The organism is Micromonospora humida, from assembly GCF_016901255.1.
Classification (GTDB): Bacteria; Actinomycetota; Actinomycetes; order Mycobacteriales; family Micromonosporaceae; genus Micromonospora; species Micromonospora wenchangensis.
The window spans coordinates 617,831-630,993 of the sequence record NZ_JAFEUC010000002.1 but is presented as its reverse complement, the minus strand read 5'-3'; the positions used below and the strand labels follow the sequence as shown (position 1 = coordinate 630,993).

At 72.8% G+C, this 13,163-nt stretch carries 10 protein-coding genes; 6 read left to right on the top strand and 4 right to left on the bottom strand.

Annotation, left to right across the window (positions count from 1 at the left end; all coding sequences use genetic code 11):
• The first annotated feature begins 12 nt into the window (after nucleotides 1–12).
• The 3 genes from JQX11_RS06630 (at nucleotide 13) to JQX11_RS06620 (ending at nucleotide 4,305) form a co-directional block, all read left to right on the top strand.
• A complete protein-coding gene (locus JQX11_RS06630) occupies nucleotides 13–837 on the top strand; it encodes a universal stress protein (protein ID WP_204924059.1) in 825 nt (274 codons plus the stop codon).
• A gap of 125 nt (nucleotides 838–962) precedes the next feature.
• On the top strand, nucleotides 963–3,365 hold the full coding sequence (locus JQX11_RS06625; protein WP_204924058.1) for a phosphoketolase family protein: 2,403 nt from the start codon (nucleotides 963–965) through the stop codon (nucleotides 3,363–3,365).
• A 73-nt stretch (nucleotides 3,366–3,438) separates the two neighbouring features.
• Entirely contained in the window at nucleotides 3,439–4,305 is an 867-nt protein-coding gene (locus JQX11_RS06620) for a universal stress protein (protein WP_204924057.1), read from the top strand.
• Nucleotides 4,306–4,435: 130 nt separating this feature from the next.
• Here JQX11_RS06620 and JQX11_RS06615 read toward each other — a convergent pair whose 3' ends face one another.
• The gene (locus JQX11_RS06615; protein WP_204924056.1) at nucleotides 4,436–6,769 is read right to left on the bottom strand and encodes a heavy metal translocating P-type ATPase; all 2,334 of its coding nucleotides are present in this window, start codon (nucleotides 6,767–6,769) and stop codon (nucleotides 4,436–4,438) included.
• Between the two features lie 187 nt (nucleotides 6,770–6,956).
• Here JQX11_RS06615 and JQX11_RS06610 point away from each other — a divergent pair, with 187 nt between their 5' ends.
• Together JQX11_RS06610 and JQX11_RS06605 are read left to right on the top strand one after the other, a co-directional pair.
• Entirely contained in the window at nucleotides 6,957–7,967 is a 1,011-nt protein-coding gene (locus JQX11_RS06610) for an Acg family FMN-binding oxidoreductase (protein WP_435822437.1), read from the top strand.
• A 96-nt stretch (nucleotides 7,968–8,063) separates the two neighbouring features.
• Complete coding sequence (locus JQX11_RS06605; RefSeq protein ID WP_204924170.1) at nucleotides 8,064–9,734, top strand: sensor histidine kinase; 1,671 nt, start codon at nucleotides 8,064–8,066, stop codon at nucleotides 9,732–9,734.
• A 121-nt stretch (nucleotides 9,735–9,855) separates the two neighbouring features.
• Here the strand turns inward: JQX11_RS06605 and JQX11_RS06600 are convergent, their stop codons facing one another.
• On the bottom strand, nucleotides 9,856–10,494 hold the full coding sequence (locus JQX11_RS06600) for a response regulator (protein ID WP_067310092.1): 639 nt from the start codon (nucleotides 10,492–10,494) through the stop codon (nucleotides 9,856–9,858).
• A 238-nt stretch (nucleotides 10,495–10,732) separates the two neighbouring features.
• Between JQX11_RS06600 and JQX11_RS06595 the strand changes: the two genes are divergently transcribed.
• Nucleotides 10,733–11,707 carry an Acg family FMN-binding oxidoreductase gene (locus JQX11_RS06595; protein WP_204924054.1) on the top strand — a complete coding sequence of 325 codons (975 nt, stop codon included), beginning with the start codon at nucleotides 10,733–10,735 and terminating at the stop codon, nucleotides 11,705–11,707.
• Between the two features lie 26 nt (nucleotides 11,708–11,733).
• On the opposite strand, the gene JQX11_RS06590 is transcribed toward JQX11_RS06595, so the two are convergent.
• Both JQX11_RS06590 and JQX11_RS06585 read right to left on the bottom strand, forming a co-directional pair.
• On the bottom strand, nucleotides 11,734–11,919 hold the full coding sequence (locus tag JQX11_RS06590) for a MafI family immunity protein (protein ID WP_307826097.1): 186 nt from the start codon (nucleotides 11,917–11,919) through the stop codon (nucleotides 11,734–11,736).
• Nucleotides 11,920–12,663: 744 nt separating this feature from the next.
• On the bottom strand, nucleotides 12,664–13,158 hold the full coding sequence (locus tag JQX11_RS06585; RefSeq protein ID WP_204924052.1) for an SUKH-3 domain-containing protein: 495 nt from the start codon (nucleotides 13,156–13,158) through the stop codon (nucleotides 12,664–12,666).
• Nucleotides 13,159–13,163 lie beyond the last annotated feature (5 nt).

Sequence of the window (13,163 nt, the reverse complement as noted above, 5' to 3'; positions counted from 1 at the left end):
GAGGTGAACCGGATGACCGGGTCCACGGACGGGCCGGTGGTGGTCGGGGTCGGGCCGGCACCGGCCGACCTCGCGGTGGTCCGGCTGGCCGCCCGCGAGGCCGCCGCCCACGGCCGGGGGCTGACCCTGCTGCACGCCTTCAACTGGGAGGCCGCCCTCGCCGGCCCGGCGGTGGCCGGCAGCCGGGACGTCGCCGAGGAACTGGTCGCCCGGGCCGCCACGGCCGCCAACGAGGTCGAACCGGCGGTGCCGGTCAGTGGGGAGATCGTCGAGGGGGCACCCGTCGAGGCCCTGATCCGCCGCTCCGGGACGGCGTTCCTGGCGGCCATCGGGGACGGTGGGATGGCCGGCTGCGGCGGCTGCGTACCGGCCGACGCGCCCGCCGTGCAGCTCGCTGCCCGCGCCGGCTGCCCGGTGCTGGTGGTCCGCCGCGACCCTCCGCCCCCGGGCCCGGTGCTGGTCGGGGTGGACGGTTCACCCAGCTCCCGGGCCGCGCTCGACTTCGCCTTCGACTGCGCCGCCCGCAGGCGGGCCCGGGTCATCGCGGTCCGGGCGGTCGAGCCGGGGCACCCCGACGACGACGTGCTCGGCGCGCTGGTCGCCGAGGCCGGCCGGCAGCATCCACAGGTGCCGGCGGAGTGCCACACCGTACGCGGCGACCCCGGCACCGTCCTGGTGGAGCAGTCCCGCTCGGCGCAGGTGGCGCTGGTCGGGGCGCGGGGCGACCAGCCGGGGCGGGGCCTGCTGGGCGAGGTGAGCCAGACCCTGCTATATCACGCGCCGGCTCCGGTCATCGTCGTCCGTGGACTGGTTTCCGCCGGAGCGGGCGGGGCATGACGTCCCCAACGGCCGGGACCAACGGCCCTGACCGGTGACCGCTCGAACGCGAAGACTGGGTCTGCCCGGGGCGAATCGGCGCTTCCGGGTGCAGAACCCCCCGACCCGCGAGAGGCTTTGGCAGCATGGACACCGCTCTCGACCTGCACAGCCCCCTGACCGACGACGAGCTGCGCCGGCTGGACGCCTACTGGCGGGCGGCGAACTACCTGACCGTCGGGCAGATCTACCTGCTCGACAACCCGCTGCTGCGCGAGCCGCTCGCCCCGGAGCACGTGAAGCCCCGGCTGCTCGGCCACTGGGGCACCAGCCCCGGCCTCAACCTGCTCTACGCCCACCTCAACCGGGTCATCGTCAACCGTGACCTGTCGGCCATCTTCGTCACCGGCCCCGGCCACGGCGGCCCGGCCCTGGTGGCGAACACCTGGCTGGAGGGCACCTACAGCGAGCTGTACCACTCGGTGAGCCGCGACGAGACCGGCATGCAGCGGCTGTTCCGCCAGTTCTCCTTCCCCGGCGGCATCCCGAGCCACGTGGCACCGGAGGTGCCGGGCTCGATCCACGAGGGTGGCGAGCTGGGGTACGCCCTGAGCCACGCCTACGGCGCCGCCTTCGACAACCCGGACCTGCTGGTCGCCTGTGTCATCGGCGACGGGGAGGCGGAGACCGGGCCGCTGGCGGGCAGCTGGCAGTCAAGCGTCTTCCTCAACCCGGCCCGCGACGGCGCGGTGCTGCCGATCCTGCACCTCAACGGCTACAAGATCGCCAACCCGACGGTCATGGACCGGATCCCCACCGAGGACCTGCTCAACCAGATGCGCGGCCACGGCTACCAGCCGTACCTGGTCGCCGGGGACGACCCGGAGCAGGTGCACCAGCTCCTCGCCGCCACCCTGGACCGGGCCTGCGACGAGATCGCCGAGATCCAGCGGGTGGCCCGCTCCGGCGGCCACGTCGAGCGTCCCCGCTGGCCGATGATCATCCTGCGGACCCCGAAGGGCTGGACCGGCCCGGCCCAGGTCGACGGCAAGCAGGTCGAGGGGACCTTCCGCGCCCACCAGGTGCCCATCGCCGAGGTACGCGACAACCCGGCACACCGGGCCGAGCTGGAGCGCTGGCTGCGCAGCTACCGGCCGGAGGAGCTGTTCGACGCCACCGGTGCCCCGGTCCCCGAACTGACCGCGCTGCCGCCGAAGGGCGAGCACCGGATGAGCGCCAACCCGGTCACCAACGGCGGTCGGGTGCTGCGCGACCTGACCCTGCCGGACTTCCGCGACTACGCCGTCGACGTCAAGCGGCCGGGTGAGCCGGTGGTCGGCGCGGCCGGGGTGCTCGGCACCTGGGTCCGCGACGTGATCACCGCCAACCCGCAGACGTTCCGGTTGTTCGGCCCGGACGAGGTCGCCTCCAACCGGCTCGGTGCCGCGTTCGAGGTCACCGACCGGTCCTTCGACGGCCGGATCGAGACCACCGACGACCACCTCTCCCCCGACGGCCGGGTGATGGAGGTGCTCTCCGAACACCTCTGCGAGGGCTGGCTGGAGGGCTACCTGCTGACCGGCCGGCACGGCATCTTCACCAGCTACGAGGCGTTCATCCACATCGTCGACTCGATGGTCAACCAGCACGCCAAGTGGCTGAAGGTGACCCGGGGCATCCCCTGGCGGGAGCCGATCGCCTCGCTGAACTACCTGCTGTCCAGCCACGTGTGGCGGCAGGACCACAACGGCTTCTCGCACCAGGACCCGGGCTTCATCGACCACGTGGTCAACAAGAAGGCCGAGGTGGTCCGGGTCTATCTGCCGCCGGACGGCAACACCCTGCTCTCCACCATGGACCACTGCCTGCGCAGCCGGCACTACATCAACGTGGTGGTCGCCGGCAAGCAGCCCGCCCCGAACTGGCTGACCATGGACGAGGCGGTCCAGCACTGCCGGCGCGGCCTGGGCATCTGGGACTGGGCCAGCACCGACGACGGCCGGGAACCCGACGTGGTGCTCGCCTGCGCCGGTGACGTGCCGACCCTGGAAACCCTCGCCGCCGCCGACCTGCTGCACCAGCACCTGCCCGAGCTGAAGGTGCGGGTCGTCAACGTGGTCGACCTGATGCGGCTGCAGCCGTCGTCGGAGCACCCGCACGGCCTGCCGGACAACGAGTTCGACACCATCTTCACCCGCGACAAGCCGATCATCTTCGCCTACCACGGCTACCCGTGGCTGATCCACCGGCTCACCTACCGGCGGGCCAACCACGACAACCTGCACGTGCGCGGCTACAAGGAGGAGGGCACCACCACCACCCCGTTCGACATGGTCATGCTCAACGACCTGGACCGCTTCCACCTGGTCATCGACGTCATCGACCGGGTGCCCGGCCTGGCCGCCCGCGCCGCCCACCTGCGGCAGGAGATGGTCGACACCCGGCAGGCCTGCCGCGACTACACCCGCCGCCACGGTGAGGACGACCCCCGGGTCGCCGAGTGGCGCTGGATCCGGGAGACCCACCCGCAGCAGCTCGACGGGCAGTGACACCCCCGGGGCCCGTGGTGGGCCGGTCACCGGCCGGCCCACCACCGGCCACCCGCCAGGAAAGGACGAGACGATGAACCCCGACGAGATCCTGGTCGGCTACGACGGTTCCGCCGACGCGAGCGTCGCCGTGGACTGGGCACTGGCCGAGGCGCAGCGCAGCGGACGCCCGGTCCGGCTGGCGTACGTCTTCGAGTGGATGACCGTCGCCGGCTGGGTCGGCCCGGGGGTGGCCCCCGGCGTCTGGCCGGACGACAACGCCCGGCGGCAGGTCGAGGAGCTGGTGCACCAGGCCGCCTCGGACGCCACCGCCGCCTGGCCCGGCGTCACCGTGCACGGTGAGGTCTTCGACGGCCCGCCCGCGCTGGTGCTGGAGGAACGCTCCGCCGAGGCCGGGCTGCTGGTGCTCGGCAGCCGGGGCCACGGCGGCTTCACCGGCCTGCTCGCCGGCTCCACGGCGGTCTCGGTGGCCGCCCACGCGCACTGCCCCGTCGTCGTGGTACGCGAGGCGCAGGCGAAGGTCACCGGCCCGGTGGTGGTCGGCTACGACGGTTCCGAGCAGGCCGGCACGGCACTCGGGTTCGCCGTGGAACGGGCCGCCCAGCGCGCCGCCCCGCTGCGGGTGCTGCGGGCCTTCGAACCGCCGGACGACCGCTGGCGGCCCTCCGACCCGGATGCCGAGGCCCGGCTCGCGGCGGACCGGGCCGAGATCGACCAGGCCCTCGCCGGATGGCGGGAGACCTTCCCCGAGGTCCCGGTGACGGTGGAGATCGCCCCGGCCCGGCCGGCTGCCGCGCTCGTCGAGGCGAGCCGGGAGGCGCAGCTCGTGGTGGTCGGCAGCCGGGGCCGGGGCGGGCTGCGCGGGATGCTCCTCGGCTCGGTCGGCCAGCAGCTCATCCAGCACGCGCACTGCCCGGTCGCCGTCGTCCGGGAACGCTGACCGGGCGGGGCGGGCGGCGCGGGCGAGGCGGGCCCGCAGCTCGGGCGGCTGTTGGGCCGATGTTGCGGTGATCCGACGACCTGACACCGCAACATCGGCCCCAACGCGTGGATCAACACGGGCGGGTGGATCAACGCGGGGCGGGCGGGTCGGGGTCCAGGGCGAGGTAGGTCTCCTCCTCCTGGGCCAGATGCAGACGCAGCACCGCGTCCAGTCCGTACAGGCTGGCGAGCAGGTCGGGCACCTGGTCGGGGCGCAACCGCCCGTCCGCCCGGGCCAGGTGACCGCCGATCGCGTCCACCAGCCGGTGGATCTCCACGTGTTCCCGGCTCATCGTGGACGTCGCCTCCCCGCCGAGCGGTCCGGTCAACGCCGGATAGAGCTGCCGTTCCTCGGCGCTGTCGTGCGGCAGCACCTCGTCGGTGAGCCGGCGGTGCGTGTCGCGCAACGCCGGCAGGCACCCCTCGGCCGTCGGCCGGGTCGCCACCAGGTCGGCGGTGTCCCGTACCCGGGCGAGCACGTCCCGTACGCCGGCGTGCTGGCCCGCGTACCGGTCGAGCAGGGCGCGGGCGGCCGGCGGGACGTCCGGGCGGCGCAGCCCGCCGCGCAGCGCCCGCAACGCGTTGAGGATCACCAGCACGTCGATGCCCTCCTGGAGGAACGCGCCCGCCACCGGCGGTAGCCGGCCGGCGGCGGCGACCAGCATCGCGGCCACCGCCAACCCCATCCCGACGGCGGCGCTCTGCACCGCGATCCGGCGGGCGCGCCGGGCGATCTCGACCGCGTCGGCGAGCCGGTCCAACCGGTCCACGGTGATCACCGCGTCGGCGACGTCCGCCGAGGCGGTCGCCCCGGTCGCCCCCATCGCCACCCCGACGTGCGCCGCCGCCAGCGCCGGCGCGTCGTTCACCCCATCGCCGACCATCACGGTGACGGCCCGCCGCGCCTCCTGCCGGACCCGGTCCACCTTCTCCTCCGGGGAACACCGGGCCAGCGCCTCGTCCACCCCCACCAGCCGGGCCACCTGTTCGGCGGTGCGCGGACGGTCCCCGCTGAGCAGCAGCAGCCGGGACAGCCCGGCGTCCCGCAGCCGCCGTACCGTCCGCCGGGCGTCCGGGCGGACCGGGTCCTCCAGCAGGACCGCCCCGAGCGGGCCGTGGTCGTCGCTCACCCACACCGTCGACCAGCCGGCCAGCTCGGCCCGCTGGCGGGCCTGCTCCGCCCAGTCCGGCAGGTCGCCGGTGAGCTGCCCGACCCGCACCGGCCGGCCGTCGACCCGGCCGCTGACCCCGCGCCCCGGCTCCTCGGTCACCTCCGTCGGCGTGGTCAGCCGCAGCCGCCGCTCGCGGGCCTGCCGCACCAGCGCCACCGCCAGCACGTGCGGGGAGAGCTGCTCCACCGACGCGGCCAGCCGCAGCACCTCGTCCCGGTCGCCGCCGGGGCCGGCCACCGTCTCCGCCGCCCGGGGCCGCCCGGCGGTCAACGTGCCGGTCTTGTCGACCAGCAGGGTCCGGGCCCGGCCGAGCAGCTCCAGCGCACCGCCGTCACGCACCAGGACGCCCCGGCGGGCCGCCCGGGACAGCCCGGAGACGATCGCGATCGGGGTGGCCAGCAGCAGCGGGCACGGCGTCGCCACCACCAGCACGGCGACCGCCCGGACGACCTCCCCCGACCACCACCACGCCACCCCGGCCAGCAGCAGGGTGAACGGCACGAACGCCGCCGCGTACCGGTCGGCGAGCCGGACCGTCGGCGCCCGGTGGGCGGTCGCCTCCCGCGCCAGCCGGACGATCCCCGCGTAGGTGCTGCCCGCCGCGTCCCGGGTGGCCTTCAGGCCCACGGCGGCGCCCGCGTTGACCACCCCGCTGGACACCTGCTCCCCGGCGGCCCGGCCCACCAGCTGCGACTCGCCGGTCACCACCGACTCGTCGAGCGTCGCCGGGGCCGCGAGCACCCCGTCCACGGGCACCACGTCCCCCGGCCCGACCAGCAGGTCGTCCCCCACCGAGACCCGGTCCAGCGAGATCACCTCGATGCCCCCGTCCGGGGTGCGCCGCCGCGCCTGCCGGGGTGCCCGCGCCAACAGCGCCCGCAGGTCGCGGGTCGCCCGCCCCCGGGCGTACGCCTCCAGCGCCCGGCCGGTCGCGACCATCACCGCGATCACCGCCCCGGCCAGGTACTCCCCGACCAGCAGCGCACCGGCCAACGCCAGCACGGCGATGACGTCCACCCCGAACCGCCGCCGCCACCACTGACGCAGCACCGCCCCGACCGCCGGCACCAGCGCCCCCAGGGTCGCCGCCGCCCACACCGCGTCGGCGGGGCCACGCCGCCCGGTCAGCCACAGCGCCGCCCCGACCAGCAACGCCCCGCCGAGCAGGGTCAGGGGCGTCCACTCGCGCCAGCGCACCGGACGCCTGTCGACCGGCCGCTGCGGAACACACTCCTGCGGTGCCGCGTCCACCTGCGGATCGTCCCAGCAGGGGGCCGGCGGGGGCCGGGAACCGGGAAACCGTCGGGCCGAAATGCCCCCGAGGAGGGACCTGCGGGCCGTGCGCAGGGCCGGGTCGGCAGGCCAGGATGGAACGGTATCCCCACCCCGGGGCCGACGGGGTGGGGCACGATGGGAAAGAAACGGAAAGGTCGTGCCGATGAGCCACCAGACACCCGCGACGGACCGCCCGCTGACCACCGCGCTCGCGGAGGCCGCGGCGACGGCAGGTCACGCCCCCTCGGTGCACAACACGCAGCCGTGGCGCTGGCGGGTCCTGCCGGACGCCCTGGAGCTGCGGGTGGTCCGGGAACGGCAGCTCTCCGCCACCGACCCGGAGGGCCGGCTGGTGGCGGTGAGCTGCGGCGCGGCCCTGCACCACGCCCGGGTGGCGTTGGCGGCCGAGGGCTGGACGGCGGTGGTCGAGCGGCTGCCCGACCCGCAGCAGCCGGACCTGCTGGCCCGGTTGACCGGCCTGACCCGGTCCGGGGCCAACCCGGAGGCGATGCGCCTGGTGCAGTGCATGCAGGTGCGGCACACCGACCGTCGTCCGGTCAGCGACGAGCCGGTGCCCGCCGGGGTGCTCGACGACATCGTCCGTGCGGCCGACGCCGAGGGTTCCCGGTTGCAGATCCTCGACGCCGACCAGGTGATGGAGCTGGCCGCCACCGCCTCCCACGCGGGCACGGTCGAGGCGGAGGACCCGCAGACCCGCGAGGAGTTGCAGTACTGGACGCACCGGGCCGGGACCGGCACCGGCCTCCCGCCGGAGGTGCTGCCGCAGGACCAGCCGCAGACCACCGTCCCGGCCCGGGACTTCGGCAGCCCCGGCGACCTGCCGGTCGGCCCGGGGCACGACAAGGCCGCCGTGTACGGGCTGCTCTACGGTGACGAGGACGAACCGGACAGCTGGCTGCGGGCAGGTGAGGCGCTCTCCGCGCTGTGGCTGACCGCCACCCGGCACGGGGCGTCGGTGGTGCCGCTGTCCGGCGTGGTCGAGGTGGCCGGCACCCGGCAGACGCTGCGGCAGCTGCTCAGCGGGCTCGGCTACCCGTACCTGGTGCTGCGGATCGGGATCGCGGACCCGGCGCACGCCGGCCCGCCGCACACCCCGCGACTGCCGGCCGCGCAGGTGGTCGACACCTCCGCCGTACGCGACCAGCGGCCCTGACGATCTCGTGCCCGGCGGTCACCGGACGGTAACATCGCCCGCGTGGCCGCCAGCACCCCTGCTTCCCGCAACGAACACCAGGTCCCCTCGCTCGGGCTGAGCCCGCTGTCCCGGGTCCGCCTCGACGAGCTGCTCCAGGAGATGCTCGACCGGGTCGGCGACGTGGTGACCAGCCGGGAGCGGCTGCGGGCACTGCTCGACGCGGTGGTCGGCATCGGCACCGACCTCGACCTGCGCAGCACCCTGCAACGGATCGTGCAGGCGGCCTGCGAGCTGGTCGGTGCGCGTTACGGCGCGCTCGGCGTGATCGGTCCAGACCGGCTGCTGCACGACTTCATCACCCACGGCATCGACGCCGAACTGCACGCGAAGATCGGTGACCTGCCGCACGGGCGGGGGGTGCTCGGCCTGCTGATCGACGAGCCCCGCCCGGTCCGCATGCCCGACATCACCCAACACCCCCAGTCGTACGGCTTCCCGCCGAACCACCCGCCGATGCACAGCTTCCTCGGCGTGCCGGTCCGCATCCGCGAGCAGGTCTTCGGCAACCTCTACCTGGCCGAGAAGCAGGGCGCCCCGGAGTTCACCGAGGACGACGAGGAGATCGTCGTGGCGCTGGCCGCGGCTGCCGGTGTGGCCATCGAGAACGCCCGGCTCTACGCGCTGGCCCACCGCCGGGAACGCTGGCTGGCCGCCACCGCCGAGATCACCTCGGTGCTGCTCGGCGAGGTACGCCGGACCGACGCGCTGACCCTGGTGGCCCGGCGGGCCCGGGAGGTCGCCGAGGCGGAACTGGCACTGGTGCTGCTCTACGACGAGGACGCCGGCCACTTCACCGTCGAGGTGGTCGACTCCGCCGACGGTGCCGCCGACGGGCTGGTCGGCGCGCTGCTGCCGGCCAGCGAGACCAGCTTCGCCGGCCCGGTCACCGAACGTCGCCGGGAACTGCTCGACAACCTGGCCGAGGCGGCACCCTGGCCGGTGCCGGTGGTCGCCGGCCCGGCCGTGGTCTCCCCGCTCGCCGCCGCCGACACCCTGCACGGGGTGCTGGTGGTGGCCCACCGGCCCGACGCCGGCCGGGCCGCCGACGCCGACGTCACCCTGCTGGCCAGCTTCGCCGGTCAGGCGGCCCTGGCCATGGAGCGGGCCCGGGGGCAGGAGGAACGGGAGCTGCTGGTGGTCCTGGAGGACCGCGAACGCATCGCCCGGGACCTGCACGACGTGGTGATCCAGCGACTGTTCGCCACCGGCCTGCAGCTGCAGAGCGGCGCGATGCACGCCCGCCCCGACGTCGCCAAGCGGATCAACGCGGCCGTCGACGACCTCGACGCCACCATCCGGGACATCCGCCGCACCATCTTCGAGCTGCGTACCCCGATGAGCGCGGCGCTGCGTACCGAGATCCGGGAGGCGGTCGACGTGGCCGCCGGGTCGCTCGGTTTCCGGCCCGCCGTCGAGCTGGACGGCCCGATCGACAGCGCCGTGCCGGAACCGGTCCGCCCCGACCTCACCGCAGTGCTCCGCGAGGCGCTGTCCAACGCAGTACGCCACGCCGAGGCCAGCCGGGTCGCCGTCGCCGTGCGGGTCGACGCCGGCCGGGTCACCGTGACGGTCACCGACGACGGGGTGGGCTGTGATCCGGCCGCCGCCCGGGGCGGCCTGGTGAACCTGCGCGAACGCGCCGAGCGGCACGGCGGCGAGTTCCAGGTACGCCGGGTCGAGCCGCACGGCACCGAAATCTGCTGGTCGGTCCCGCTGCGCGACTGATCCGGGCCGCCTGCCGGTTCGTGCTCAGCCGGCCGATTCCTGCTCGGCCGGCCGGCCAGCGCGGCCGGGCGGTTCCTGCTCGGCCAGCCGGTGGTCCCCGCTCGGTCGGCGGGGCGGTGGGTCAGTGGCGTTGGCCGAGCAGACGGGTGGCGAGCACGGCGGCCTGGGTGCGCCGCTCCAGGCCCAGCTTGGCCAGCACGCTGGAGACGTAGTTCTTCACCGTCTTCTCGGCGAGGAACATCTTGCCGGCGATCTCCCGGTTGGTCAGCCCCTCGGCCACGTACTCCAGGATGCGGCGTTCCTGCTCGGTGAGGGTCTTCAACTCGCGGGGCTGCTCGACGCCGCTGCGGATGCGTTCCAGCACCCGGGTGGTGATGGCCGGGTCGAGCAGCGACTGACCGGCCGCGACCCGACGGACGGCGTCGACCAGGTCCGTGCCCCGGATCTGCTTGAGCACGTACCCCGCCGCACCCGCCATGATCGCGGCGAACAGCGCCTCGTCGTCCTCGTACGAGGTGAGGATCAACCCCTTGATCGACGAGTCGACCGCCCGGACGTCCCGGCACACGTCGATGCCGTTGCCGTCGGGCAGCCGGGCGTCGAGGATCGCCACGTCGGGGCGGAGGGCGGGAATCCGCCGGGCCGCCTCCTGCGCGGAGCCGGACTCGCCGACCACTTCGATGTCGCCGCTGCTCTGCAACAGGTCGGCCAGGCCACGGCGGACGACTTCGTGGTCGTCGAGGAGGAACACCCGGATCATCCCTCGTTTCTACCCGCCCGGACCGGCCCGTGCACGGGCCGAAGGTCCCTAACCTGGCGCGTCACTCCGGGGAGGGCGGCCCGGTGGGTCGGGACGTCCGGCCCTGCCCGGCCTGCCTGCCGGTGGCGGACCGTGGAGGGGAACCACCACCGGGAACCGGGTCGGCGTCGGCCGGCCGGGGCGACGCGTTCCCCGCTCGGGGTGGAGCGGCACCAACCGCCACGGAAGGAGCACGACCATGGGCACCGGATACAGCGAGGCGCAACTACGGGCCGCCGTCACGGACGCCGTCCGGGCGCCCTCCCTGCACAACACCCAGCCGTGGCGGTTCCGCCTGCGCGACGGCGGGATCGAGGTGTCGGTCGACCCGACCCGCCGGCTGCCGGCCACCGACCCGAGCGGCTGGGGCACCCGGATCTCCGGTGGGGCGGCCCTGTTCAACCTGCGGCTGTCCCTGGCGGTGGCGGGTACCCCGGCCACCGTACGGCTGCGACCGTACCCGGCCGACCCGGACGTGCTGGCCCGGTTGGTCCCGGACCTGCCGCGCCGCCCCACCCCCACCGAGCAGAGCCTGTACGCGGCAATCGCGCGCCGGTTCAGCAACCGGGCGCCGTTCTGGCCCGACCCGGTGCCCGCCGACGCCCGCTGGCGGCTCGGTGAGGCGGCCCGCGCCGAACAGTGCTGGTTGGAGCTGGTGATCGGGGTGAGTGCCGTCAACGCCTTCGCCGAGGTCGCCCGCAGCGCCCACCGGGTGCTCGAACGCGACCCCGCCTACCGGGCCGAACGTGCCGACTGGGTGCGTACCGAACCCGCCCCCGACGGGGTGCCGGCCCGCGCCGGTGGCCCGCAGACCGAGCCGCAGGACCTGCTGCCGTCGCGCGGCTTCGGCGGCCTGGACCGCGCCCCCGGCCGCGACTTCGAACCGGAACCGCTGGTGGCGGTGCTCGGCGCGGCCGGCAACACGGTCGTCGACCAGGTGCTCGCCGGGCAGGCGTTGCAGCGGGTCCTGCTGACCGCCACCGATTCGGGGCTCGCGGTGTCGATGCTGTCGCAGCCAATCGAGGTGTCGGGGGCACGGGAGGCGTTGCGGCTGTCGCTGGGACGTTTCGGCACGCCGCAGATGGTGATGCGCATCGGGTACGGCCAGCCGGGGGTGGCCACCCCGAGGCGGAGCGTGGACGAGGTGCTGGACGTGGCGGTGGCACCCGGCTGATCATCGTCGCCCACTCCAAACCGAAGCTAGTCCACGACGAGTTCATCAAGTTTGTCTATAGAGCGCGGATTTCCTAACTCTTGAGCAGCGGACACAAGGCGCTCGAAGTAAGCCAAATCAATAGGAAGGATTTCCTCGTAGATCCACGAACACATCGTGTCGAATGCCAGCCCTTCTTCGCCCGCACTCATCAGGTGGCGCACGTCGGCGATGACCTCCTCCGAAGTCAGGGAGAATCTTCAAGTAAATCCGAGACAAGGTTCCTCAGAGAGAGGTATTGCTCCATATTCTAGATGCCTCCTCTCGGGTGAGCCGCGAGAATACGATCAGTCAATGGGACGGATCGGAATTTAACAGTCACTCCACGCACTTCTCCCGCGACCACTCGAACCGCCGGGTCACCTTTTCTTGAACGGAGAACCTTCCTGGCAAATTTCGCAGATCCAATTCTGCAAGTTCGCGTACTGGCCAGGTGCGTAAGCACATCGGCGACGCCATCAAGAATCTCGTCATGACTCCAGCCTTGGACCCAACCAGAATACCTCCGACACCCCACCACGACGAGCAGGCCGAGCCGCCAGCCAAGCACCAGCGCAGCAATCGCACTGGACACCGAAGCAGCAAAGCCAGCCAAACCAAGGCGCTCGACCAAGATCCGACTGACTTAGAACTGCTCTGCAGAATCAAAAAACGTCCCAGCGAAGCCGGGCCCGACCCATGCGCCGCAGACCTAAAACCTCGCGCACGCCCACCACACCGAGCCGCCCAGCTCAGATGGGCGGCCTTCAGCATCGAAGCCGCACCACCGAACCCCGGGTCACGCACAGCCACAGCGAAACAAATCGGCATTCTTGCATGTCATGATGACCCTGATGGCACCTCAGGAAAACGGTAGCGACTCCCAAAAACTGTGCGTCACGCAATCGCAAGCCTGACCATATCAGTAAACGCAGAGATCACGCGGCCGGCCAAGGGGCTACACCCGGATCAGAGTGCAGACAGACCAAGGGACGGTTTGCGCATACCGCAAACTCCAAAGACTCCTCGAAGCTCGATCCCATCTCCCAGAACCATCCCATGCCAGCAGCGACCACCCTCCCTCCAGATTCCAGGAATACGCTTGAGTAGCTGAGCCATTCGCCGATAGGGAAGTAATGTCCACCGAGAACAGACTCGACCTCCAAAGCCAGTGCGCGCTGACCCGATCCAGCCGCGAGCGGATCGAAATTGTAAGGTTCATCATTAGCGAAATTCGGACCCACCGTATTGATTGGCTCAACCGAAAGCCCCCCCAACGTCGACAGGACAGCCATAGCCAATGGGTGAGCCCGGTAACCTTCACCCTCCAGGGTTTCCACCCATTTCCCAGCATCGACAGCTCGGTTCAGGCTCCATCCAGAGGCGTCAAGAGCTCTAACCACTTCCTGGTCAAGTGAGTCAATTCGAATCATAAGTG

Excerpts from the sequence above, each read along its gene's own strand:
- JQX11_RS06630 (WP_204924059.1), top strand. The coding sequence starts at position 13 with ATGACCGGGTCCACGGACGGGCCGGTGGTGGTCGGGGTCGGGCCGGCA.
- JQX11_RS06625 (WP_204924058.1), top strand. The coding sequence starts at position 963 with ATGGACACCGCTCTCGACCTGCACAGCCCCCTGACCGACGACGAGCTG.
- JQX11_RS06620 (WP_204924057.1), top strand. The coding sequence starts at position 3,439 with ATGAACCCCGACGAGATCCTGGTCGGCTACGACGGTTCCGCCGACGCG.
- JQX11_RS06610 (WP_435822437.1), top strand. The coding sequence starts at position 6,957 with ATGAGCCACCAGACACCCGCGACGGACCGCCCGCTGACCACCGCGCTC.
- JQX11_RS06600 (WP_067310092.1), bottom strand. The coding sequence starts at position 10,494 with ATGATCCGGGTGTTCCTCCTCGACGACCACGAAGTCGTCCGCCGTGGC.
- JQX11_RS06595 (WP_204924054.1), top strand. The coding sequence starts at position 10,733 with ATGGGCACCGGATACAGCGAGGCGCAACTACGGGCCGCCGTCACGGAC.
- JQX11_RS06585 (WP_204924052.1), bottom strand. The coding sequence starts at position 13,158 with ATGATTCGAATTGACTCACTTGACCAGGAAGTGGTTAGAGCTCTTGAC.